This window comes from Microbacterium sp. A84 (genome assembly GCF_051842815.1).
Lineage (GTDB): Bacteria > Actinomycetota > Actinomycetes > Actinomycetales > Microbacteriaceae > Microbacterium.
On sequence record NZ_JBPXMS010000006.1, the window covers coordinates 66,080 to 88,399 of the forward strand.

Here is a 22,320-nt window from a genome sequence, read left to right on the forward strand (position 1 = left end):
ACGCTGACCCTGTGGAGAGCAACCCTGTGGAGAGCGAAACGCGCACGATCCGAACCCTTGGCATCCTCGGTGCAGGCAGACTCGGCACCGTGCTCGCACAGTTCGCCGCATCCGCCGGGTATCGCGTTCTCGTGGCGGCGTCGGGAAGCCCCACCCTCATCGCGCCGCTGATGAACGCCATCGGCGCGACAGCAGCCACTACCGAGACGGTCATCGCTGAATCGGATGCCGTCATACTGGCGATGCCTCTCGGCCGATATCGGACATTGCCCGCAGAGTTGCTGCGCGGCACCCTGGTGATCGACGCGATGAACTACTGGTGGGCAACCGATGGCATCCGCGATGATCTAAGCGATCCGCGCACCTCGACCAGCGAACTCGTGCAGGCGCACCTCACCGGAGCGCGCGTCGTGAAGGCGCTGAGCCACATGAGCTACCAGGATCTCGAGGATGAGGCGCGTCCTCGTGACACGCCAGGGCGCAAGGCCATCGCGATCGCGGGTGATGATGCGGAGAGCGTTGCCATCGTCGCAGCACTCGTGGACGACCTCGGCTTCGATCCGGTAGTCGCCGGTCCGCTGGCCGCGGGAATCATGCTGGAATCCGGCGCCGAGGCGTTCGGAGCGGATGTCGACGCCGCAGGGCTACGAGACATGCTCGACCATTTCCCGACATCGCAGCGAGGAATCGTCGTGGCACGGGCACGCGGTGAGGCGCTTCGTTAGATCGGGGGCACGTTGATGCCGAGGATGCGCGCACGTCCCGGCCAGTTCGATTCACCCAGGTACGGAAAGTCGAGCTCAAGAAGCGCCGAGTTGTCGAGCGCCGGGAAGATGTCGCGGTACCAGTTGGGGTCAAGCCCGATCAGCTCGCAGAGCATGAGTCGCATCAGAGTCGCATGTCCGACCACGAGCACTCGACCATCGGGGAACTCGTCCGCGAGTTCGTCGAACACAGGCATAGCGCGGGCGATACCGGCGCGTCCTGCTTCTCCGCCAGGCAGTGGATGCTGCGCCGGCTGCCGCTCGAATCCCGCCCAGTCATCCGGGAACGCCACCGCGAGCTCCGCCGGTGTCAGCCCTTCGCCGCGTCCGAAATCGATCTCCACCAGACGCGGGTCGATGCGAAGCGGCAGACCCGCAGCCTCGGCAGCGGGCTCGGCCGTCAGCCGTGCACGACTCAGGGTCGAGGTGACGATCGCCGAGAGTCCCGCCGTCCCTGCCCATGCAGCGAGATCCGCGGCCTGAGAGATCGCGTCCGGCACGAGCGCCACGTCGGACGAACCCGCGTAGCGATGTTCGGCATGCCACTCGGTTTCGCCGTGCCGAGCAAAGTAGAGCGTCGTCATGTGCGCTCCACTGGGACCGCCGCCGCCATGCGCATGATCGCTTCGCGAAGGATGGGGCGAGGCATGGCGAAGATGAGGCGAGCGCTGCCTACGCCGGCCGCCCCGCATGCACTGCCATCGGTGAGTCCGACGCCTGCGTGCTCGCGGAAGTAGTCTCCCGGCCGTTCGATTCCGAGCCCCCGGAAGTCCAGCCATCCGACATACGTGCCCTCGGGGGCGGAGATGCGCACGCCGGGGAGGTGCCTCGCCACCAACGACAGGAGCTCACGGCGGTTGCCGTCGAGGTAGTCGATGACCTCGTCGAGCCACGGCTGCCCCTCACGGTAGGCGACAGTGTTCGCGACCGCGCCGAGGTTGGACGTGCCGTGGCCGATCCATCCTCCGATCTCGTCGAGCTTCGCCTGATCCGCGTCATTGCTGACGACGAGCTGTGCGCACTTGAGCCCAGGAAGATTCCAGGCCTTAGACGCGGAGACCGCCGTGATCGTGTGCCCAGCCGCGACGTCGGAGATCGTCGCATACGACACCATCGTCGCCTCACCGTAGACGACCGGCGCCCAGATCTCGTCCGAGAACACGCGTCCGCCGTTGCGATCGACAAGCTCGCTCACGGCCACCAGTTCTTCGCGTGTGAAGACTCGACCGAGCGGGTTGTACGGGTTGCAGAGGATGAGAACTTCGCCGCCGTCGTCGAATGCGCGCTGGATGCCGTCGAGGTCGAGGTTCCACACGCCGTCCACCTCCAACATCGGGACCTCAATCACTTCGCGCCCCATGGTGGGCGGAACGAAGAGGAACGGCATGTACGAAGGTGTCGGCACGATCACCTTCGAGCCCGGCGTGGAGAAGGATTCGATCGTCACTTCCAGGGCTTTGATCACGTCCGGGATCGGAAACACTTGCTTGGCGTCGATCGTCCAGCCCTGCCGGTCGCGGAGTCTCTCGGCCGTCGCCTGCTTGAGATCATCGCTCATCGCGGTCGGCATGTATCCGAAGACGCCCGCATCCACGGCGTCGTGCAGAGCTGCCCGGATGACGGGAGCAACGCCGAAGTCCATCTCGGCGACGAACGCTCCGATGGCCACCTGCGGATCCGTCCACTTCATCCCACCGGTTGCGCGGAGCATTTCAAGGGAGGTCGCGTCGATCTCGTCGGAAAAAGTCATTCTGGTCTCCTCTGGCACGGCTGTGGTCAACCCTATCCAGTGGCGGATGCCCCGGGGCGGCCCTACCGAATGTGGTCCGCCGAGGCCGGTAAGCTCGAGCACCGAGTCCCAGCTGATTGGCGCCCCCATGCATGTAAGAGAATTCGGCGAGGTGAGCGACCGACCCGTTCTCCTCCTGCACGGCGGCGGCGTCGCCGGGTGGATGTGGGATCCTCTGCGCACGCAGATGGGAGCGGGCAATCGATTCATCGTGCCCGATCTCCCCGGCCACGACCACAGCGCGCACGAAATCTACCGTTCACACGATCAAACGATCGCGGAGCTGGAATCACTGCTGGCCGGCGAAGCCTCGCCCGTCACGGTCATCGGATTCTCGCTCGGTGCACAGCTGGCGATCATGCTCGCCGCCCGGCGACCGGATCTTGTCGATCGTGTCGTCGTGATCAGCGCACAGGCCAAGCCCACGCGTGCGCCCGGCCTGACTCTTGCCCTGCTCGGTGCGACCGCCGGCCTTGCGAAGTACACGTGGTTCGCGAGATTGCAGGCAAAAGCGCTCTTCATCCCGCCCGAACTCCTCGATGACTATCTGCGAACGTCATCCACGGTGTCGAGAGACACCTTGCTCGCGGCCGTCGGCGAGAACATCCGATTCACGATTCCCGCGCGTTGGGGCGCGTTTCCCGGGCACGCGCTCATACTCGCCGGGTCGAAGGAACAGGGAATCATGAGGTCGTCGGCCGAGGCTCTGCACGACGCACTCCCCCACAGCACGGGGGAAATTGTGGAGGGTGCCGGACACGGCGTCCCGCTGCAGAAACCCGTGTGGCTCGCACGGAGGCTTGACGAATGGTTTGTGGAAGCGGCGCCCTAAGCGCTGACCGCCGGAGCCTCCACCAGCTGAGCCACAGTCACGATCGCAGCGAAGCCGCGGGCTCCGAGAACGCTCTCGGTTCGCCGCATGATTTCCTCGCCAGTCACAGCGGCGTACCCCTTGCCGGCCTCGATCCCGGAGGTCGTGGTGGCTTCGGTGACGAAATCGACCGCGAAACCGAGATCGCTCGCCACCCTGGCGGTCGTCTCGCAGCATTGCTCAGTGCGGATGCCGCAGATCACCAGGTGACGGATGCCGCGCAGCATCAATTGCTGCTGCAGATTCGTCGTGGTGAAGGAGTTGATCGAGGTCTTCGTGATGTGGATGTCCGCGTCGAGAGGCTCGAAGTCCGATACGACTCGAACAAGACCGAGCGCGGGATCGAACACCCCGCCCGATCCTGGTTCGGCATGGGTGATCCAGACGATCACGTCGCCAACTGACCGCGAGTGATCCACCAGCCGCGCGATGTTGTCGAGCACCTCGGGGTTCGCCGTCGCCGCCCAGTCGCTCACCCGATGGCGGAAGGATTCCTGTGCATCGATAACCAGCAGAGCGGTGTCGGTTCCGGTTGTCATGCATCCATCCTGGCTTCGTATCCTGCGGCGAGGCAAGGCGTCACACTGCCAACATACGGAAAAATCCGGCCACGGTACGTCGTCGGTGCACCCCTATTAGGCTGAACCCATGGATGCGCTCGCACGCCTGCTCGACGCTCCTCGCGGTCGCGACGCCTACCTGCTGCGCGCGAGTCTGACGCCACCCTGGTCGGTGCGGCTCGCCGACGAGTCACCCCTGGGACTGATCGCGATTTTGCGCGGTTCCGCCTGGGTCGAAGGAGACGAAGGCGCCCCGCTTGAGCTGCGCGCGGGTGATGTCGCGATCGCGCGCGGTCCCGCTGCTGTCACCGTTTCGGATGAGCCCGGCGTCAGTCCCGACGTCGTTATCCTGCCCGGAATGCGCGTCGAAAGCCCCGAGGGCCGCGATGTCGACGACGAGTGGTCACTGGGCTTGCGATCATGGGGCAACGATCGCGACGGCGAGACCGTCATGCTCATGGGTTGTTACCAAGTTCGCGGTGAAGTCACGCAGCGACTGTTGAGCGCGCTTCCGCCCGTCATTCACGTGCGTGCGCCCGATTTCGATACCCCGTTCATCAGCATCCTGGCCGATGAGATCGTGCGAGATGCACCCGGTCAGTCAGCCGTGCTCGATCGTCTCTTCGACGTGCTGCTCGTCGCGGTATTGCGCGCATGGGTCACACACGCAGAGCCCGAACGTGCCGGGCTCTACGGCGCACAGAGCGACCGGATCATCGGCCACGCCCTGCGACTGCTGCACGACGACCCCGCGTACCCGTGGACGATCGCAGAGCTCGCGGCGCGTGTGCGCGTCTCGCGGGCGGCGCTCGCCCTACGCTTTTCGAAGCTGGTCGGAGAGCCGCCCATGACCTATCTGACTGGGTGGCGCCTCGCACTTGCGGCCGACCGCCTGTTGCAACCGAACACGACGATTGAAGCGGTCGCCCGCGAGGTCGGATACAGCAGCGGCTTTGCCCTCAGTACGGCGTTCAAGCGCGAGCGCGGCATGAGCCCGAAAGAGCACCGGGCGCGATCACTCACGTCGTAGCCGCTCGACCGGCGAACGCAGCCCGGTGAGTCGTTCGCTTTCGCGCCACAGGTTCGCCGCGATCGTCAGGTCGCGGGAGGTGCGGCTTGTGCGCACTTCGGTCGGGAAACCATTGCGTTGGAATCGGCCGTCAGGCCCGATGCAGGTTCCGCCCCGGATACCCGGCGCCGTCGCAGCGAAAAGAATGGGTAGCGCACCCATCGCTGGCGGCTGGGCGCGACCACCGACAAGGATCTTGCCCTGCAGAGAGCCGTCGCGGCGTTGCCCCGAGGTTGCGGCGACGCCGGGGTGCGCAGCGATCGAGACGACGTCGCGATTGTCGGCCACGAGCCGACGTTGCAGCTCGTAGGCGAAGAGCGCGTTGGCGAGCTTCGATTGCGCATAGGCGAGCCACCGCTGATATCGGCGATGCTCCCAGTTGAGGTCGGGCGAGATCGTGCCGAGCATGTGCAGCCCGCTCGTGACCGTCACGACGCGGGCGCGAAGCCGGTCGAGCAGGAGGTTCGTGAGGAGGAACGGCCCGAGGTGGTTGGTGCCGATGTGCCGTTCGAAGCCGTCGGCCGTGCGCCCCTTCGAAACGCCCATGACGCCGGCGTTGTTGATGAGCACATCAACGCCGGTGTCGATGCCGGCCGCGAAGGCCCGCACCGAGGCCAGATCGGCGAGGTCGAGGTGATGCACCTCGACCTCGCCAACAACAGTTTGGGCGAACGCGGATGCCCGGTCGATGTCGCGGCATGCTGCGATGACTCTCGCGCCCACACCTGCGAGCACACGCGTCATCTCGGCGCCGAGCCCACTGTTCGCCCCGGTGATGATGACGGTGCATCCGCGCTGATCTGCCACGTCGTCCGCGATCCACTTCGCCACAGCGACACCTCACCTCACGCGTAGGCCAGCGCCGGGGTCTTCCCGAGCCAGGCGTGATCGGTGAGTTGCGAGACGACGAAGTCAGCGACATCGGCGCGAGCGATCTTGAGCGATGACTCCGCCTCTCGAGGTCCGAAGCCGAGCAGATACTGCCCGGTGCGCGGTCCGTCGACGAATGCCGCTGGCCGCGCGATTGTCCAGTCCAGGCCGCTGTCGCGCGTCACTCGCTCCTGCTCGACGTGGTCGGCGTAGGCCTTGCGCAGCAGGAAGCCGAACATCACGCGCTTCCACATGAAGTTGAGGTTCTCCCAGCTGTCCCCCACTCCCAGTGTCGACTGCACGATGAGTCGGCGTACACCGAGCTGTTGCATTGCCGCGACGATAGTCGCGGTGCCTCTCGATCGCACTTCCCCCTTCGCCCCGTCGCCGAGTGTGACGATGACCGCGTCGTGTCCTTCGATCGCGGATGCGACGTCGCTGATCTCGAATACGTTGCCCTCGACAACGGTGAGTCGCGTCTGCATCTTGTCGACTGATGTTGCACTTCGCGTGAACACCGTCACCCTGTGCCCCTGCTCGAGCGCCTGCCCGACCACGAGCGTTCCGATACTGCCTGTTCCGCCGAAGACGATTACCTTCATGACGACCTCCTTGGGTGTGTGTGTGTGTCGTGTCACACTCAGTTCAGTCGCTTCATGCTGGATGCGCCATGGCGCATGGTCTAGATTTCATACGCCATCGTCCACGCGCTGTGCGAGTTCCCACCCCTGGCGATTGTGAAGATCAGCGGCTCCAGGCTTCGGCGTTCATGCCCACTCGGAATACCCGGGGTGGGTATTCGGTTGGGCACATCAATACCGCTGAGCCGCCCCGCACGCAACAAACATCCCAAAGAGGAAACTCCATGAGCAACTCGCACAACGACGATGTTGGACACTTGGCCGAGCACCGCCCATCCCCCAGTCATGCCGGGCACGGCGAGCACGTCGGGCAGTTCCGGCGACTGTTCTGGATCATGCTCATCTTGGCCGTCCCCACCGTTGGCTTCTCCGGCATGTTCGCCATGATCCTCGGCTACGCTCTTCCGGACATCCCTGGCCTCGCCTGGGTGTCCCCGGTGATCGGAAGCGTGATGTACGTCTGGGGTGGCAAGCCATTCCTGGTCGGTGCGGTCAGCGAGATCCGCTCCCGCAAGCCGGGAATGATGCTCCTCATCGGTCTCGCCATCACTGTCGCGTTCCTCGCATCGTGGGGTGCGAGCCTGGGGCTGTTGCATCACGAGCTCGATTTCTGGTGGGAGTTGGCGCTCCTCATCGTCATCATGCTTCTCGGTCACTGGATCGAGATGCGCTCCCTCGCCCAGACGACCTCCGCCCTCGATTCGTTGGCCGCGCTCCTGCCCGATGAGGCCGAACGCGTCGCCAACGGCCGGGTCGTCGTCGTCTCACCGGCCGATCTCGTCGTCGGCGACATCGTCGTCGTCCGCCCGGGTGGCAGCATCCCCGCCGACGGGCGCGTTGTCGACGGTCGCGCGTCCATGGACGAATCCATGGTCACTGGTGAATCCCGCACCGTCACCCGTGGCACCGGCGACTCGGTCACAGCGGGCACCGTGGCCACCGACTCCGGGCTGCGTGTCGAGATCACCGCGACCGGTGACGACACGACTCTCGCGGGCATTCAGCGCTTGGTGGCCGAAGCGCAGGGTTCCTCTTCTCGTGCTCAGCGCCTCGCCGACAAGGCCGCCGGGTGGCTGTTCTGGTTCGCGCTGGGTGCCGCCGTCCTGACCGCGATCGCATGGAGCGTGTGGGGTCTTCCCGACGCCGCGGTCATCCGCACGATCACCGTGCTTGTGATCGCCTGCCCCCATGCACTCGGATTAGCCATTCCGCTCGTGGTATCGATTGCGACCGAGCGTGCAGCTCGTGGTGGCGTTCTCGTCAAGGATCGGCTCGCGCTGGAGAGCATGCGCACGGTTGACACGGTGCTGTTCGATAAGACCGGCACCCTCACGAAGGGAGAACCTGTCGTCTCCGCCGTCTCTGTCGTTGACGGCAATACCGCGGACCAGGTGCTCGCCCTCGCTGCGGCCGCGGAAGCCGACAGCGAGCACCCGCTCGCGAAGGCGATCGTCCGTGCCGCGGCCGAGAAGAAGCTCGCGGTGCCCGGAAGCCATGAATTCACCTCGTCTCCCGCCGTCGGCGTCACCGCAACGATCGACGGCACCACGGTCCGCGTTGGCGGCCCGCACTTGCTGTCGGAAGAGGATCTGGCAGAGCTTCCCATCGCCGATCAATGGCGCGTCGACGGCGCCATCATCCTCCACGTCATCCAGGATGGCCGGGTTATCGGCGCACTGAAACTGGCCGACGAGGTGCGCACCGAGTCACGCGAAGCAGTTGATGCGCTGCGCGCCTTGGGCGTGCAGGTCGTCATGATCACGGGTGACGCCGAAGCTGTCGCCCAGACGGTCGCGCAGGATCTGGGAATCGATCGGGTCTTCGCCGGCGTACGTCCGGCAGACAAGGCCATGAAGGTTCAAGAGCTTCAGAACGAGGGCCGAAAAGTGGCGATGGTCGGCGACGGTGTCAACGACGCCCCTGCCCTCGCCCAAGCCGACGTCGGATTGGCGATCGGAGCCGGCACGGACGTCGCGATCGCTTCGGCAGGCGTGATCCTCGCCAGCGACGACCCTCGCTCCGTGCTCTCGGTGATCGAACTGTCGCGCGCTGCGTACCGGAAGATGAAGCAGAACCTCTGGTGGGCCGCTGGCTATAACCTTCTTGCTGTGCCGCTTGCGGCTGGTGTCCTCGCACCTGTGGGATTTGTCCTGCCGATGTCGGTCGGCGCAGTTCTCATGTCACTGTCGACCATCGTCGTCGCGGTCAACGCTCAGTTGCTGCGTCGCCTCGACCTTCGGCCCGAATCCACGGCTCGCGCGATCCTCAGCCGATAACCTAGTCGCTTGTCGAACCATAGGCGGCGAGGAAGACGTCGAGCCCTCGCGCGACCTGGGTCGCAATGTCAATGCCGGACAGCGCTTCGTCATCTCCGAGCAGCATGGCGCGATTGACGGGGTCGCCCATAATCAGCCAATTGAGCTGCGTGGCCGCGAGAACCGGATCGGGCGTGTTGAGAGCATCCGCAGCATCCAATCGCCTGAGCACCTCGGCGAGAGAGTCGATCGCACGCTGCGGACCGTGCACATGCAGAGCGCGGGCGAGATCAGGGAACTGCGGCAAGAGTCCGATCACGAGGCGTCGAAGTGCGAGCAGAGCTGGAGCCAACACGGTGGAGAGCTGCTGCTCGAGGATCGGGGCGAGCACGGAACGAGCATCGGCGTTTTCCGAGATCACCGGAGGCGAGCTGAGGACACGTTCGCTCGCGGCGCGGGTCTGCGATCCGACGAGCTCGAGGAACAGCCCCTCTTTGCCTCCGAAGTGACTGTAGAGCGTCTGCTTGGCGACACCGGACTCTCGTGCGATCGATTCCATGGTCACACCCTCGTACCCGTTGGCCAGGAACTGCTCCTGCGCAGCCGCCAGCATGGACTCGCGTTTGCGCGCGGAACTCGGACGGAGATCCGCGGCACCGCTTGATAAATTCATACCCACCAGTCTAGTTTAGAGAAATCAGACTGTTCAGTCTTGAAATAGGAGATGATGATGAGCACGAAGACCGCTCTCGAGTTCGATGCCGAGCTCATCCACCCCGATGAAGCGGGATCCTGGACCGTGTTCGAGGTACCCGGCTCGATCGAGCACTTCGGCACGGGAAACCCGGTGCGCGTGACCGGGACGATCGACGAGACGCCGGTGGAGATCACGCTCATGCCCACTGGGCGGGGACTCCATTTCGGCCCCGTGAAAGCAGCGACAAGGAAGCTGATCGGCAAGGCAGTCGGCGACCGCGTGCGGGTGCGGATCAGGGCCGCGGCGTGAGCGCGCTGATCACCCCACGCGGCGATCGCATCGTCTACGACGACCTGGGCTCAACCGGGGCGACGACTGCGATCTTCATTTCCGGAGCCGGCCCCACTCGTGCCGAAGACCCTGTGACACTCGCGACCGGTAAGGCGTTCGCCGCACGTGGCGGGCGCGCCTTCATTGCCGATCGGCTGGGGCGAGGCGATTCGATACCGGCCGGCCCGATCGACCTCGACGCGCAACTCGAGGCGATTGATGCGCTTTCACGTGAGGCCGACACCCCAGTCATCCTGATCGGGCACTCCTCCGGCTGTGCGATCGCGATGCTCGCCGCCGCCCGCACCACGGACCTCGCCGGGATGGTGTTGTGGGAGGCACCACTCGGACTATTCGAGGGCGGCGCACCATCGTGGTGGGCCAGCGTCCGCGCCGCGATCGACGCCGACGACCTCGAGGACGCGGTCGCCCGATACATGGTCGGGATGCCGCCGGAATGGCTTGAGGAGCTCAAGCAGTCCCCCGCCTACCCGCAGATCGTGCTCGGCTGGGTTCCGGATGGCGAAGCGCTCAGTACCGTCGAGGAACGCGGCTATCGGGATGTGCTGTCATCTGTCACGGCCCCTCTCCTCGCCCTGGTCGGCTCCGAGACTTTTCCGGGCATGACGGCGACCGCCGACGAACTCGCGGCCTCGGCGTCCGACGGACGCTCGGAGCAGCTGGCCGGTGCCTGGCACTCGTGGGAGCCGGAGGCGATGGCGGAGCGGCTCGCGCGGCTCGCCGGGCTGGCCGGATAGCTCTGGCCGTCGTGCTCAGCGCGACGCCACCAGCTGCGCGACCTTCCCGACCGCGCGCAAGAAGCCGTCGAGATCGGACTCTCCTGCTGCGGGGACGAGAACCACGTCATCGATGCCCACGGCAGCGAACCTCTTTACCGCCGCCGCGACATCGTCGGCGTCTCCCCACACTGCGCGGTCGTCGAGGATCCCACGATCACCGAGCTCAGCACGCACCCGAGCCTCAGCGCCATCGCCGAACGCAGCGGTGACGTACGCGATGATCGCGGTGGAGTCTCCGCGGGCTGCATGGGCACGACCATCGTGCACTGTACGAATCTGGTCCGCGAACTCCGCCGGTGTGTGTCCGCCGACAAGGATCGTACCGTCGGCGACCTCGCCCGTAAGAGCGAGAGTCTTCGGGCCCTCCCCCGCGGCGTACACGGGAGGTACCGTTTCCGGTGGGTATTCGAGTCGCACCCGATCGAGCGTCACATACCGCCCCGAAACCGTCATCTCCTCACCGGCGAGAAGTGCGCGCAGCGCGGGGATGTACTCGCGCATCAAGGTGAGCGGCGAGGAGACTCGTGCACCAACCTGCGCCATCCACGGCAGCACGCCGTGCCCCATCCCCGGGTAGAGCCGGCCCGGGAACATCCGCTCGATCGTCGCGATCTCCATCGCGGTAACGGCAACGTTGCGCAGGGGCATCGGAGCGATCCCAATGCCAATGCGCAATTTGTCCGTCCAGGCGAGCGCTGCCGCCGCGGAGGCGAACGCCGACTCCCGAAAACAGTCCTCCCAGAGCCACAACTCCGGAACACCGGCTTCTTCTGCCGCCTCCACAGCCGCACGGAAGGCCTCAGGCGCATTCTGATAAGGGCTGAAGACCGCGCCGACACGGGTCACAGAGCACCACTCTCAACGGTCGAATGGTCGTGCAGTTCCGCTTCGACGCGGGTGGCGTCAATAGTCAGTTCGATCTTCATGTCACTCCTGCTTATTACTCCATTTAGGCAACAGCCTATGCAGACCGCTATCTAGTCCACCGTGTTGAGACGGACCATGGCGTCGTAGAGTTGCTCGTCTGTCATCGGCGGCTCGGGGATCGGATGTGCCCGCTCAGCCCGGTAGGCGTCGAGCATGAGGTAGAGGTGACGTTGCCACGCATTGGGGGCGGTGGTGCTGGTGGCGTCGAGCATCCGGCCGTTGAACCAGATGAGGTTGACGATGTCGGCCCGCGTGATGTCGGGGCGCGCCTGGCCGGATTCTTGAGCTCGGGTGAGCACGTCTTCGATTTGTCGACACATCTCGTCGTGGATGCGCTCGGTGTCAGCGTTGCCGGGGAAGCGACGGGACAGAAAGTCGTTGAACCCTCGATCTCCCGCCTGCACGCGAAACAGGTTCTCTACGTAATAGACGAACCCTTCCCACGGATCATCGATCTCCAGAGCCTGCGTGGAACCGTCGAGGAACTCCCGAAGTCGCGGCTCAAGGGCGGCCAGGAGCAGGTCCATACGGGTCGGGAAGTGGCGATAGAGGGTCCCGATGGCAACGTCGGCGTCGCGAGCGATCCGTTCTAGGGAGGCATCCATGCCTCGAGCGGCGAACTCGTGCCGTGCCGCAGCGATGAGCCTGTCACGGCGCTCCTGGGCGTCGCGACGCAGGGGCTTTCGTGTCTGCTCAACGTCGATGATGCTCATGCAACTAATTTACCTCGGAATCGGAGGGTACCCTCCGATTCCGAAATTTCACGCCGGCGCCTGGAATAGATGAGGCATCCCTCCGGTTGAATCCACCAACCGGAGGGACGCCTCACCTTGAGGCTCCCCCGGCCCACCGATACGGACACGACGAAGGAGCACATCATGAGCAGCATCAGCATCATTGGCGCGGGGAACATGGCCACAGCCATTGGCACCCAGGCACTCAAAGGCGGCAACACGGTCGAGGTCATAGGCCGGGATGCGGATAAGGCCGCGGCCTTGGCTCGGACGCTCGGCAACGGCGCTACCGCCGGAACATGGGGCGCCGTACCGACGGGGGACATCGTCATTCTCGCCGTACTATTCGCCGGCGCCGTGCCGATCGTCCGCGAGTATGGGGACGCGCTGGCCGACAAGATCGTCGTCGACATCACGAACCCTTTCAACGCTGACGCCACCGGGCTGGCCATCCCTCAAGACACCTCCGTCGCGCAGATGATCGCCGAGGCCGCCCCCGCAAGCACCCACGTCGTGAAGGCGTTCAACACCCTCTTCAGCCACGTCCTGGCCGCGGGCAGCCCGGTGGATGTGTTCATGGCTGGCCATAACACACAGGCCAAGGCGAACGTCTCGGCATTCATCACGAGCCTCGGACTGCGCCCTCGGGACGCCGGCGACCTCAGCATGGCGCACTGGTTGGAGGGCGCGGGGCTGCTGGAAATGGGCCTCGCGCGCAACGGCCTGGGGTTCAACCTCTCGCTCGCCGTCAACCTCGGAACGACCATCTGATCCATCCCCGAAGGGAACACACATCATGACCAACAACATCGGCTCGGGCAACACTGCGACCGCCATCGACTCACGAGCGGCGAACCAAGCCACGACTCAAGCCGTGCGACTCGAGGCGGTAGTCAAGCAATACGGCACGGGCCCATCGGCAGTGGTTGCACTGCGCGGCATCGATCTCAAACTAGCGCGCGGGTCGTTCACCGCCATCATGGGGCCATCCGGTTCGGGAAAGAGCACTTTCCTGCACACCGCGGCCGGTCTGGATACTCCGACGAGCGGGTCCGTGTGGATCGGCGACACCGATATCTCGCGGATGCGGGCCAACAAGCTCGCGAAGTTCCGTCGCAAGCACGTCGGGTTCGTCTTCCAGGCATACAACCTGCTCCCGGCCCTGACGGTCGAGCAGAATGTGACGCTGCCGCTGCTTCTGGCAGGCTCACGCGTGGAAAGCAACTGGCTCGACCGCATCATCCGCTCGGTTGGTCTGGACGAGCTTCGACAGCGGCGCCCGGCGGAGCTTTCTGGCGGTCAGCAGCAGCGGGTGGCCATCGCACGTGCGCTGATCACGCGACCGGATGCCGTCTTCGCCGACGAGCCCACCGGCGCGCTGGACTCGCGTACCGGCCGACAGGTGCTCGACCTGCTCGCACAGATGACGCGCGAGCTGAACCAGACCGTCATCATGGTGACCCACGACCCGGCCGTCGCAGCCCGCGCGGACCGCGTCATCTTTCTCGCCGACGGCGCATTCGTCGGATACGAGGACGGCGCAACAACACAGCAGATCGTCGATCGCATGACCGAATTGGGGAAATGGTGAACACGCTCATCCGGGCGGGAATCCGCCAGAACAAGGGCACGCTCATCGGCGTTTTCGTCGCCGTGCTCACTGCAACCATGCTCGCTACCGGGCTCGGCGTTCTGATCGAGTCCGGCTCACGCGGCGGGGTCGACCCCGAACGTTACGCCGCTGCCGACGTGATCGTGGGTGGCCCACAGTCCTTCGAGACCCCAGAGAATGCAACGTATTCGCTTCCCGAGCGTGTGCCGCTTCCCGCCGATGAACTCGACGCGATTCGATCGCTCCCGGACGCGGCGCGCGTCGTCACAGACACGACCGTTCCGTTGTCGTGGGACGGATCGCTGATCGAGGCCCACGGTTGGAGTTCCGCGGCGCTCACCCCGTATGAGATCAGTGACGGGCAGACCCCTCGTGCTGCGAACGAGGTAGTCGTTGATAGCAACCTCGCGGCGCGTACGGAACTTGGCGCAACCATCACGCTCGCCCACGGTGGTATCGACGGTGACTATCTCGTGGTCGGGATCGCTGCTGTCACTTCAAGTGACCAGCCCGACCGTGCCGCGCACGTGTTCCTGACGGATGCTACGGCATCCGCTCTGGCGCCGCGCGGCGGTGCTGCCGAGGTTGTCGGAGTGTTCGCCCGCGAAGGAATCTCGCCGGACGATCTGGCGAATGAGATTCGCACGCAGGTGCCCGACGCGGTCACATACACCGGGTACGAGCGCGGCGCCGCCGAGTTTCTTGACGCCGGCGCCGCCCGAGCAACGCTCGTGGCGATCGGTTCGTCGTTCGCCGGCACCGCCATCCTGATTGCTCTGTTTGTCGTCGCAAGCACACTGTCGCTGTCGATCCAGCGGCGACGACGAGACTTCGCTCTCATGCGAGCCATCGGGTCAACCCCTCTGCAGATCCATCGGATCATCGCACAAGAGGTGCTCCTGGTTGCAGGCGCGGGTGCACTCGTCGGAGTGATTCCCGGTTTCCTTCTGGCCGTCGTGATGCGATTCGGCTTCGCACAAGCTGGAGTAATTCCGCTCGATTTCGCACTCACCTTCGGTCCGATTCCCGCGCTGATCGCCGTCGTGGTCATGGTCGTGGCGTCTCAACTCGCTGCTGCGGTCGCTGCACGGCGCCCCGCACGCATCAACCCGATCGAAGCATTGCAGGAAGCGTCGACCACGCCGTCGCGTGTAGGGCGTGGCCGCACGATCACTGGCGTTATTCTCGGAGTCATCGGCCTGCTCGCATCCGCCATTCCGCTGTTCGTCCCCGGCACGATCGCGGTCGCCGGGCCGGCCGCGGCCGCTTTGTTCCTCATCGTTGCCGTCGGTCTGCTCGGGCCACGCCTGGTACGCGGCGCCATCACGGTATTCGGCGGGCCGCTACGGCATCTGAAATCGCCCTCAGCGTTCCTTGCAGCAACGAATGCGCGCAGTAACTCGCGGCGACTGGCGGCAGCGATCGTTCCATTGGCTCTCGGCATCGGCCTGGGCCTTGTGCAAGTGGGTACGCAGTCGATCGTCGCAGCCGAAGCAACGACACAGTCACAGGCCGGAGTGACAGCCGAGCTGATGGTGACAGGCGGAGCATCCGGACTTTCTGATGACGCCGTCGCAGCCATCGCCCAGACGTCGGGTGTCAGTGCAGCGAACCCGGTGGCCCTCAGCCAGATGATCTACAGTTTCGTCCAACTCGGCGATCCGACATCCGACCAATACCCCGTACAGGGCATCGACCCGGCAGCAACGGCGGCAACGATGGATTTGGGCGTCGTGGCCGGCACACTCGACGCTTTGACCGGCACGCAAACCATCGCTTTGAGTTCTGACGCAGCGCAAGCGGCGGGCGTGGGTGTCGGCGACACAATCAGCGGGCATCTCGGCGACGGAGCGGAAGTCACCTCGACCGTGGTTGCCATCTATACCCGAGGGTTGGGCTTCGGAGACGTGACCATGACGAATCCTGCGCTACTCGCCCACACGACGACCGGCCTCAACAACTATGTGCTCGTGGGCACGGAGCCCGGGCAGCAGGCGCATGTGCAAGAGACACTGGATGCGGCCGGATTCACCGTGACGAACCGCAGCGAACTGCAGGCCGCAGGCGACGGCGAGCGCGGTGCGAACTCGCTCGTCAACCTGATCGCGCTGGCCGTCATCCTCGGCTACATCGCCATTGCAGTAGTAAACACGCTGGTGATGGCAACCGGAGAGCGGCGACGCGAGTTCGCGCTGATGCAGCTGGTCGGATCCACGCGCAGGCAGGTGCGGGCCATGATGCGCACCGAGTCCATGATGGTCGTCGTGCTCGCCGTCGCACTCGGAGTACTGGTGGCCGGACCCCCGTTGATCGGGATCAGCTACGGCATATCGGGACAGCTACTGCCGAGCATCTCGTTGGTCGAGAGCGTGGCGATCGTCGGCTCTTTGAGCATCATCGGCCTGATCTCGCTGGCTGTCGCGACTCGGGCTGCCATGCGCAGCGCGCCAATCGTCGAGATCGGATCGCGCCAGTAACGTCTGCCAGGGCCCAAGATGCAGCTTCGCGAACGAAACGACCTTCATACACCAGGTCGGCATGGACTGAACCAATTGTGCCTGAAATGGAATGATCCGACCCCCGGGCGTGTTGTACCTTGTGGTGCTCAGTGTGACGCTCGCGCCCGGGCTCCGCCCGTCTTCCGGCGCTTCGGTGCCTGTAGCTTCTGTCGCGTCACGAAAGAGGTATCGGTGCCAACACTCACACTCGTCCCTGAACAACCGAGTCCGTGGTCTGGTCTGCTTGATCGCGATGACGTCGTCCTTGACGGGGGTGTGTTGCACATCGTCCATGACTCAGTAACACCGCAACAGGCGCGTAGCGAAGATCTGCTCTTGGTCGCGGCCGCGTTGGAGGACGCCGGGGTCGAGGTTGTCTTGATCCGAAGCGATCACTCCGTCCCCGCGCTCGTGGTCGACGTCAATGCACATGCTGCAGTCATCGCTGCGCTGGCGGCCGTGTGCGATCGCGAACCCCTGTACATCAAAGCGAAACAGCAGGCGCCCGCGCTCGCGAGCGAAGCATCCGCCCCGCTTGCTGAGCAGACTGCCGACCCACGGGCCGTGCGCGTGTATCGCCCACGCATCACACCGAATCGCTCGCTGCGCTACGGCGCGTCACTCGGAGTGCGACTTGAGTTCTGGCGCCTACAGGACGATCTCGTCGAAGCTCCGAACGACAATGCGCTCACACGCCGCGTCATCCCTCGCGACGATCTCGCCTTCGCCACCATCGAACGCTACGGTCGCCAGTGGCGCACGATCGCGGGCATGTTCGATCCGCAGCCGCACGAGTTCATCGACGAGGTCGACATGGTCTTCTCATGGGTCGACGGATCCACGAGTGAGTTCCAGCGCCAGCGGGCGGCACGCATGGAGGAGTACGTCGTCGGTGAAGGTGATGACAGCCCCGCCCGGTACCGTCATGTCGACGAACTGCGCTACGCGCTGCGGAGCGTTCATATGTACGCCCCATGGGTGCGACGAATTTTCATCGCGACCGACTCCCCCGCCCCCGTATGGCTGATCGATCACCCGAAGGTGACGCTCATGCGTAGCGAGGATTTCTTCACCGACCCCTCAGTGCTGCCCACCCACAACTCACACGCTGTCGAGGCACAGTTGCACCGGATCCCGGGCATCGCCGAACATTTCCTCTATGCGAACGACGACATGTTCTTCGGTCGGCTGGTCTCCCCAGAGCTGTTCTTCACGTCGGCCGGGGTGACGAAGTTCGTCGAGTCCGAGGTGCGCATCGGCACCGGGATACCCGCGCCGCATCGCAGCGGCCACGATAATGGCCTGCGAGTGAACCGGGAACTCCTGAGAACCCGCTTCGGTCGCACGATCTCGCGCGACCTCTCACACTGCGCCACCCCGCTGCGCAAAAGCGTCATGGCCGAGCTTGAACATGAGTTTCCTGAGGACTTCGAGCGCACCGCGGCATCTCGATTCCGCTCTGCCGCCGACATCTCAGTGACCAACAGCCTCTTCCATTACTACGCGCTCATGACCGGGCGGGCAGTCGCCACCAAGGAACCCCGAGTGCGATACGTACATACGACGCTCGCGACCGCACTTCGCCGCATGGAGCGGCTCGCTGAAAGAACCGATGTCGATATGTTCTGCCTCAATGACGGCGGCGAGACAGAACTCCCCGAAGAAATCAGAATCCGCACTATCCGCGCGACGCTGGATCGGATGTTCCCGGTGCTGCCGCCGTGGGAGCGGGCCGACGTCAGTGATGCAGGGCGCTCGGCCCAGTCGGAGCATCCGCCGATGGCGCGCTGAACGGGCGGATGCCCGCGGCGGAGAGCCTCCGGCGGACCTCCGCCGCGTCGATGTGTTCCAGTGTGCGCGGCGCGTCGATCGGCACTACCGAGTGCACAATCGTGTCATCAAACACATGCACGAGGTTGAAGGTCTGTGCGCCGTCCTGCGGACGCATGCCACCGGTCGGCACAGTAAGGTCTTGCGAGTAGCACGTCGACGATGCGACCGAGACGGGAATGCCCGCGAACGTCGCGAAGGTCGAGTAATGCAAATGACCGGCGATGATCGCTCTCACGTCGGTGCCGCGCAGCACCTCGGCGAGCCGTGACTGATCGCGCAGCTCGACGCTCACCGCCAACGGCAGCACGCTGGGCACGGGAGGGTGATGCATCGCGAGGATCGACCCCAGCGGTGCCGGCGTTGCCAATTCATCCCGAAGCCATTGCAGTTGCTCGTCGCGCAGCTCGCCGTAGTGCTCGCCCGGAACGGTCGAGTCGAGAGTAATCACGCGCAGCCCGTTGAGCTCGTCGACCCGGTCTACCGGCCGCAGGTCGGCTGCTTCATCCAGCAGCCCTTCGCGGAACGCCCCACGTTCATCATGATTGCCCATGACCCACAGCACGCGCGCACCCAATCGCTCGGCGAACGGCTCGACAAGGCCACGCAGGGCCGCGTAGGCGGCGGGCTCACCCAGGTCGGCGAGGTCGCCGGTGAAGACGATCGCGTCGGGTGTGATGCCGGATGCTTCAAAGACGGTGAGCGCGCGGGCCAGTCGTTCGGTGCCATCCACCAGATCGAACAGGAGTGCGCCCTCCGCAGTCAGGTGGGTGTCGCTCAGGTGCAGAAGGGTCTGCCCAGGGAAGGGATACTCAGCGCTGCGCATCGTTTCGGCTCCTCGCCTCGGCCGCGGTTTCCCGGAATGGTACCGGTGAGAGATGACGACGACACGGCGACACGGTGAACTGTCCGCGAAACAGCTCAGATGCGCGGCGCCCGGCGCGGCGGCGGAGGTGGCACAGCCTTGGCTAAGTGGACCCGATCCAAGGAGATGGTGACCAGGCCGCGACGGGTTTCGAGGACGCACTTGTCGTTGTCGCGCTCGCGCAGGTAGCCGACCGCATCGGTGAAGCCCCCCTCGATGCGTGTGCGTACCGTCATCCGAGTGCCAAACGGGGCCGCCCGGATGAACTCGACAGGGTCTGACATGCCCCCACTCTACGGTCGTGCGCGGCATGCGTTGGAAGTCGTCAATCGAAAGCTCTTTGCCGCGGCGGTGGGTGCGACATCCGCTCATTCGAGAACGGCGGATACCTCTGCAACTGTGCCGCCAAGGGTCTCCCTCGCGCGAAGCTTCTGCTGCATGATCTGCCGCACGGAGCTACGCCGATCTGACCGAAGGTATTCTCACGCGCCCCTTCCGCCCACGGGTCCGCCCATTGGATGCGCGTCCCAAATCTGATCTGCAATATGCCAGCTCCCCTTGGCTATTCTCAGCAACACGGGGTCGCTGAAGCGCGCGATGCTATTGAGCACCTCCGCGAAGGCTTCGGGTAGTTCCTTCTGACGGTTCACCCGCGTGCGCCAGGCGCGCCATTTGGATTGAGCGCGCGCTGGCATCTCCCCTAATGCAGGTAGCACCGGAGTGAGGGTGACGCCTCGGTGAGCCGCCACGATTTCCAACGAGCTTCGGAGGATGACCGCTTCCACAGAGTGAAGACGCGTAAGCGTGTAGATGTCAGCGAAGTCCCGCCAGCGCGTATTTCCTTCTCCTCGGTCGATCGCGGTGACGATCTTTTCGGCGAGCACCATCGCGAGCGGATAGGCGAGCAGGGTAACCGGCGGGTGGCCGAGTGGCACGATGCGAGGCAGGTCGATGAGTTGCGGTTCAGGCCAGATCGGGTCGCCGAAGTTGACATCAATCCCGACAGTCAGCCGAGCACGACCGAGGAGTCCGACGAGTCGAACACGCACGCCAGCGTACTCGTCGGGATCCCCGTCTCGAATGAGGGAAGCATTGATGCTGTCCATGTCAAAGACAACACCATCAGGGAATTCGATCGCTGCAATCGCACCAATGCGCTCGGCAACGTCGTCGGCATCGTTCGAGAACCCAGTGGCTTGAAGATCGATGTCTTTGGTCGGGCGTCGTGCTGCGAAAGCAGCTAACAGCACACCGCCCTTGAGTACGAAATCATCGCGATGCGACGACGCGGCAATGCGAGCAAGAAGTGCTTCGATTACATACAGGGTCTGCAATTCCTGCACGTCTGCGCCGTTCTCACGCGCGAGCTTCTGAATTGCCAGGGTCGCGTCACCTTCAGGCGTGCCGCGCTGCGGTTTCGGTGTCACAGCAGTATCTCCAAGGCGTTCTGCAGAGCTGGCTTCGCTTTCGGGAAGCGCTTGGCCATAGTGAGCAGCCGAGAAGGGCTGTTTCCTCGCGCGCGGAGCCATCGTTTGAGCGCGTCGACTGCGAGGTCGCTGCCCCATTCGTGGCTGAGACGAAACAGATCGATGATCGTGCGTTCCGCGGAATACAGTCCGATTGCTCTCCCGGCAGGCAGTGCGTATTCAGTGCGGTCGATGTCGAAAGTTGCGGTATCGAAGTGGTGCCAAGTGATCGGCGCAGACCAGATGCTCAGTGGCTTCGTGCCGCGCGGAATCGCAATATTGCTGCGCGTCGGGATCTCGTCCGTGAGGTCATGAATCGATAACGCCGTCAGCAGGCAGAGCGTCGCTTGCGGTCGCTTTGCAGCGATTGCCATCCACGCAGCTGTGGTGTCGTCGGTTGCGCCGGTGCGCAGGAACTGGCCCGGGGCAATCCGTTCGTACTCCTCAGCCTTGATAAGTCGCTCGAGCTGCCTCCGCGTGAGTCCTGCATCTGCGAGGTCTCGGTATCCCAACAGATCTGGCAGCGTCGTCTCCATGGCCACCCCCTAAACGGACAATAATAGTTACACATACAGCATACCTGTTACCCATTTGGATCACTAGATGTTCATCTCTCGAACGCTTTTCCAACAGATCCGCAGTCGTGGGGTCGACAGCCTCGTTGCGGCAGATGTAGTGGTTGATCGTGATTGCCGGGTCGGCATGTCCGAGCAGTTGCGAAACCAGTTCGACGCCAGCATGCTCGTTGATCGTGGTTGCGACGGTTTGCTGAACCGTGCGTCGCGACCGCGCGGTCTTCGGGTGCTCCTGCCACGCCGTCGGTTCACCTCTCGGGCTGATGATCGTTCCGCTGATCCGCACAGATGGCATGCTCAGGCCAAGCAGCTGCCGGGTCGCAACCGCCAACCGATCCTCCACCTCGATGTCTTCGAGCCAGTACGCCACCAGATAGGGGAACAGGCTGTCGGCCGCGAGCGGTCCCGCGCTGGGTGCAATCAGATCACGGTCGACGCACTTTGCTTTCAACGCGTGCGTCGCGGCAACTGCAGTATCGCCGCTCACCTGCACGAGCCGGGCGACACCGCCCGGGTCGCGACGGCGGGCGCGGGCTTCGATGCGTCGACTCGGGCGGCGACGGGTCATAATCTCGCCGTAGGTGCCGATCGTCAGGCGTGGGTGACTCATCGCGTTACCTCCGGGAAACTTGAGGCTGTGCAGAAGGCGCCGGGTCACGACGCTCCTCGATCCCCTCGATGACATCAGTGATCGCGAACTTGAGGTGCTTGCCGACGCGATAGGCACGAGGTGCCGAGGCCGCGCGAGAACCAGTCGCAGATCGTCGAGATGGGCACTCACATACGTCAACAGCTCGCGGATATCGAGCAGCCGCGGTAGATCGGTCATGCAGACCAGGTGCGTCACGCGCTCCAAAACAACCAAAACCACCCGCGAGCGACGCTCGCGAACTGGGAAAAATGCGGTTCAGATGGAGATTCAAAAGGGGTTCAAGATGGGGTTTCGATGACAGACAGCGCACCTACGCCTCTTCCCGCGTGGCCCCGCCGTCCTGGGCACGGCCCGGCCAGAGATGGTGGTTCATCCATCAAAGACTCCGTTCCGGGCAGCAGGTCCTGGCCCGCCTCGTCAAAGCCGGGCCTATAACGGGTTATAGGCCAAAAGGAGTGGATGGGTTCTTGATCTAGCCGCGTGATTCTGCGGTGAAATGGGCATCGGTATGGTCC

General features: G+C 64.4%; 23 protein-coding genes. 10 read left to right on the top strand and 13 right to left on the bottom strand.

Annotated elements, in window-relative coordinates; genetic code table 11:
• Window positions 1–11 precede the first annotated feature (11 nt).
• A complete protein-coding gene (locus ACSU04_RS17985) occupies window positions 12–725 on the top strand; it encodes an NADPH-dependent F420 reductase (protein ID WP_439285486.1) in 714 nt (237 codons plus the stop codon).
• Here the strand turns inward: ACSU04_RS17985 and ACSU04_RS17990 are convergent.
• Window positions 722–1,348 (bottom strand): histidine phosphatase family protein, encoded by a 627-nt coding sequence (locus ACSU04_RS17990; protein ID WP_439285484.1) that lies wholly within the window; start codon window positions 1,346–1,348, stop codon window positions 722–724. The genes ACSU04_RS17985 and ACSU04_RS17990 overlap by 4 nt on opposite strands.
• Window positions 1,345–2,514, bottom strand: coding sequence for a MalY/PatB family protein (locus ACSU04_RS17995; protein ID WP_439285482.1), 1,170 nt, complete (start codon window positions 2,512–2,514; stop codon window positions 1,345–1,347). The genes ACSU04_RS17990 and ACSU04_RS17995 overlap by 4 nt, the downstream gene beginning before the upstream one ends.
• A gap of 151 nt (window positions 2,515–2,665) precedes the next feature.
• On the opposite strand from ACSU04_RS17995, the gene ACSU04_RS18000 reads away from it, so the two are divergent.
• Window positions 2,666–3,385, top strand: coding sequence for an alpha/beta fold hydrolase (locus ACSU04_RS18000; RefSeq protein WP_439285480.1), 720 nt, complete (start codon window positions 2,666–2,668; stop codon window positions 3,383–3,385).
• Here the strand turns inward: ACSU04_RS18000 and ACSU04_RS18005 are convergent.
• Entirely contained in the window at window positions 3,382–3,963 is a 582-nt protein-coding gene (locus ACSU04_RS18005) for an isochorismatase family protein (RefSeq protein WP_439285478.1), read from the bottom strand. The genes ACSU04_RS18000 and ACSU04_RS18005 overlap by 4 nt on opposite strands.
• 109 nt (window positions 3,964–4,072) lie before the next feature.
• Between ACSU04_RS18005 and ACSU04_RS18010 the strand changes: the two genes are divergently transcribed.
• Window positions 4,073–5,014 (top strand): AraC family transcriptional regulator, encoded by a 942-nt coding sequence (locus ACSU04_RS18010; protein ID WP_439285476.1) that lies wholly within the window; start codon window positions 4,073–4,075, stop codon window positions 5,012–5,014.
• Here ACSU04_RS18010 and ACSU04_RS18015 read toward each other — a convergent pair.
• Both ACSU04_RS18015 and ACSU04_RS18020 read right to left on the bottom strand, forming a co-directional pair.
• The gene (locus ACSU04_RS18015; RefSeq protein ID WP_439285474.1) at window positions 5,000–5,884 is read right to left on the bottom strand and encodes an oxidoreductase; all 885 of its coding nucleotides are present in this window, start codon (window positions 5,882–5,884) and stop codon (window positions 5,000–5,002) included. The two genes, ACSU04_RS18010 and ACSU04_RS18015, sit on opposite strands and share 15 nt — an antisense overlap.
• Before the next feature lie 14 nt (window positions 5,885–5,898).
• Entirely contained in the window at window positions 5,899–6,525 is a 627-nt protein-coding gene (locus tag ACSU04_RS18020) for an NAD(P)-dependent oxidoreductase (RefSeq protein ID WP_439285472.1), read from the bottom strand.
• A gap of 263 nt (window positions 6,526–6,788) precedes the next feature.
• Between ACSU04_RS18020 and ACSU04_RS18025 the strand changes: the two genes are divergently transcribed.
• Window positions 6,789–8,840 (top strand): heavy metal translocating P-type ATPase, encoded by a 2,052-nt coding sequence (locus tag ACSU04_RS18025; RefSeq protein WP_439285470.1) that lies wholly within the window; start codon window positions 6,789–6,791, stop codon window positions 8,838–8,840.
• 1 nt (window position 8,841) lies between these two features.
• Here the strand turns inward: ACSU04_RS18025 and ACSU04_RS18030 are convergent, their stop codons facing one another.
• Complete coding sequence (locus tag ACSU04_RS18030) at window positions 8,842–9,492, bottom strand: TetR/AcrR family transcriptional regulator (protein WP_439285469.1); 651 nt, start codon at window positions 9,490–9,492, stop codon at window positions 8,842–8,844.
• A 57-nt stretch (window positions 9,493–9,549) separates the two neighbouring features.
• Between ACSU04_RS18030 and ACSU04_RS18035 the strand changes: the two genes are divergently transcribed.
• Complete coding sequence (locus tag ACSU04_RS18035; protein ID WP_439290518.1) at window positions 9,550–9,825, top strand: DUF1905 domain-containing protein; 276 nt, start codon at window positions 9,550–9,552, stop codon at window positions 9,823–9,825.
• Window positions 9,822–10,604 (top strand): alpha/beta fold hydrolase, encoded by a 783-nt coding sequence (locus ACSU04_RS18040; RefSeq protein ID WP_439290519.1) that lies wholly within the window; start codon window positions 9,822–9,824, stop codon window positions 10,602–10,604. The genes ACSU04_RS18035 and ACSU04_RS18040 overlap by 4 nt, the downstream gene beginning before the upstream one ends.
• 15 nt (window positions 10,605–10,619) lie before the next feature.
• On the opposite strand, the gene ACSU04_RS18045 is transcribed toward ACSU04_RS18040, so the two are convergent.
• Window positions 10,620–11,492, bottom strand: coding sequence for an LLM class flavin-dependent oxidoreductase (locus ACSU04_RS18045; protein ID WP_439290520.1), 873 nt, complete (start codon window positions 11,490–11,492; stop codon window positions 10,620–10,622).
• Window positions 11,493–11,623: 131 nt separating this feature from the next.
• Entirely contained in the window at window positions 11,624–12,286 is a 663-nt protein-coding gene (locus tag ACSU04_RS18050) for a TetR/AcrR family transcriptional regulator (protein WP_439290521.1), read from the bottom strand.
• Between the two features lie 165 nt (window positions 12,287–12,451).
• Between ACSU04_RS18050 and ACSU04_RS18055 the strand changes: the two genes are divergently transcribed.
• The 4 genes from ACSU04_RS18055 (at window position 12,452) to ACSU04_RS18070 (ending at window position 18,208) form a co-directional block, all read left to right on the top strand.
• A complete protein-coding gene (locus tag ACSU04_RS18055) occupies window positions 12,452–13,078 on the top strand; it encodes an NADPH-dependent F420 reductase (RefSeq protein ID WP_439290522.1) in 627 nt (208 codons plus the stop codon).
• A gap of 25 nt (window positions 13,079–13,103) precedes the next feature.
• Window positions 13,104–13,898 (top strand): ABC transporter ATP-binding protein, encoded by a 795-nt coding sequence (locus tag ACSU04_RS18060; RefSeq protein ID WP_439285457.1) that lies wholly within the window; start codon window positions 13,104–13,106, stop codon window positions 13,896–13,898.
• Entirely contained in the window at window positions 13,895–16,396 is a 2,502-nt protein-coding gene (locus tag ACSU04_RS18065) for an FtsX-like permease family protein (RefSeq protein ID WP_439290523.1), read from the top strand. The genes ACSU04_RS18060 and ACSU04_RS18065 overlap by 4 nt, the downstream gene beginning before the upstream one ends.
• A 213-nt stretch (window positions 16,397–16,609) precedes the next feature.
• Complete coding sequence (locus ACSU04_RS18070) at window positions 16,610–18,208, top strand: stealth conserved region 3 domain-containing protein (RefSeq protein WP_439285453.1); 1,599 nt, start codon at window positions 16,610–16,612, stop codon at window positions 18,206–18,208.
• Here ACSU04_RS18070 and ACSU04_RS18075 read toward each other — a convergent pair.
• The 5 genes from ACSU04_RS18075 to ACSU04_RS18095 all read right to left on the bottom strand — a co-directional run bounded on the left by ACSU04_RS18075 (window position 18,156) and on the right by ACSU04_RS18095 (window position 21,811).
• Window positions 18,156–19,073, bottom strand: a complete 918-nt coding sequence (locus tag ACSU04_RS18075; RefSeq protein WP_439285451.1) for a phosphodiesterase — start codon at window positions 19,071–19,073, stop codon at window positions 18,156–18,158. The two genes, ACSU04_RS18070 and ACSU04_RS18075, sit on opposite strands and share 53 nt — an antisense overlap.
• 95 nt (window positions 19,074–19,168) lie before the next feature.
• A complete protein-coding gene (locus ACSU04_RS18080) occupies window positions 19,169–19,396 on the bottom strand; it encodes a hypothetical protein (protein WP_439285449.1) in 228 nt (75 codons plus the stop codon).
• A gap of 198 nt (window positions 19,397–19,594) precedes the next feature.
• A complete protein-coding gene (locus tag ACSU04_RS18085; protein WP_439290524.1) occupies window positions 19,595–20,539 on the bottom strand; it encodes a nucleotidyl transferase AbiEii/AbiGii toxin family protein in 945 nt (314 codons plus the stop codon).
• Complete coding sequence (locus tag ACSU04_RS18090) at window positions 20,536–21,114, bottom strand: type IV toxin-antitoxin system AbiEi family antitoxin domain-containing protein (RefSeq protein WP_439290525.1); 579 nt, start codon at window positions 21,112–21,114, stop codon at window positions 20,536–20,538. Before ACSU04_RS18090 ends, ACSU04_RS18085 begins: the two co-directional genes overlap by 4 nt.
• A complete protein-coding gene (locus ACSU04_RS18095) occupies window positions 21,023–21,811 on the bottom strand; it encodes a hypothetical protein (RefSeq protein WP_439290526.1) in 789 nt (262 codons plus the stop codon). Before ACSU04_RS18095 ends, ACSU04_RS18090 begins: the two co-directional genes overlap by 92 nt.
• Window positions 21,812–22,320: the final 509 nt, after the last annotated feature.

What these genes read in the sequence shown, in the direction of transcription:
- ACSU04_RS17990 (WP_439285484.1), bottom strand. Translation starts at nt 1,348, where the DNA reads ATGACGACGCTCTACTTTGCTCGGCACGGCGAAACCGAGTGGCATGCC.
- ACSU04_RS17995 (WP_439285482.1), bottom strand. Translation starts at nt 2,514, where the DNA reads ATGACTTTTTCCGACGAGATCGACGCGACCTCCCTTGAAATGCTCCGC.
- ACSU04_RS18005 (WP_439285478.1), bottom strand. Translation starts at nt 3,963, where the DNA reads ATGACAACCGGAACCGACACCGCTCTGCTGGTTATCGATGCACAGGAA.
- ACSU04_RS18010 (WP_439285476.1), top strand. Translation starts at nt 4,073, where the DNA reads ATGGATGCGCTCGCACGCCTGCTCGACGCTCCTCGCGGTCGCGACGCC.
- ACSU04_RS18020 (WP_439285472.1), bottom strand. Translation starts at nt 6,525, where the DNA reads ATGAAGGTAATCGTCTTCGGCGGAACAGGCAGTATCGGAACGCTCGTG.
- ACSU04_RS18025 (WP_439285470.1), top strand. Translation starts at nt 6,789, where the DNA reads ATGAGCAACTCGCACAACGACGATGTTGGACACTTGGCCGAGCACCGC.
- ACSU04_RS18030 (WP_439285469.1), bottom strand. Translation starts at nt 9,492, where the DNA reads ATGAATTTATCAAGCGGTGCCGCGGATCTCCGTCCGAGTTCCGCGCGC.
- ACSU04_RS18035 (WP_439290518.1), top strand. Translation starts at nt 9,550, where the DNA reads ATGAGCACGAAGACCGCTCTCGAGTTCGATGCCGAGCTCATCCACCCC.
- ACSU04_RS18050 (WP_439290521.1), bottom strand. Translation starts at nt 12,286, where the DNA reads ATGAGCATCATCGACGTTGAGCAGACACGAAAGCCCCTGCGTCGCGAC.
- ACSU04_RS18055 (WP_439290522.1), top strand. Translation starts at nt 12,452, where the DNA reads ATGAGCAGCATCAGCATCATTGGCGCGGGGAACATGGCCACAGCCATT.
- ACSU04_RS18060 (WP_439285457.1), top strand. Translation starts at nt 13,104, where the DNA reads ATGACCAACAACATCGGCTCGGGCAACACTGCGACCGCCATCGACTCA.
- ACSU04_RS18075 (WP_439285451.1), bottom strand. Translation starts at nt 19,073, where the DNA reads ATGCGCAGCGCTGAGTATCCCTTCCCTGGGCAGACCCTTCTGCACCTG.
- ACSU04_RS18080 (WP_439285449.1), bottom strand. Translation starts at nt 19,396, where the DNA reads ATGTCAGACCCTGTCGAGTTCATCCGGGCGGCCCCGTTTGGCACTCGG.
- ACSU04_RS18090 (WP_439290525.1), bottom strand. Translation starts at nt 21,114, where the DNA reads ATGGAGACGACGCTGCCAGATCTGTTGGGATACCGAGACCTCGCAGAT.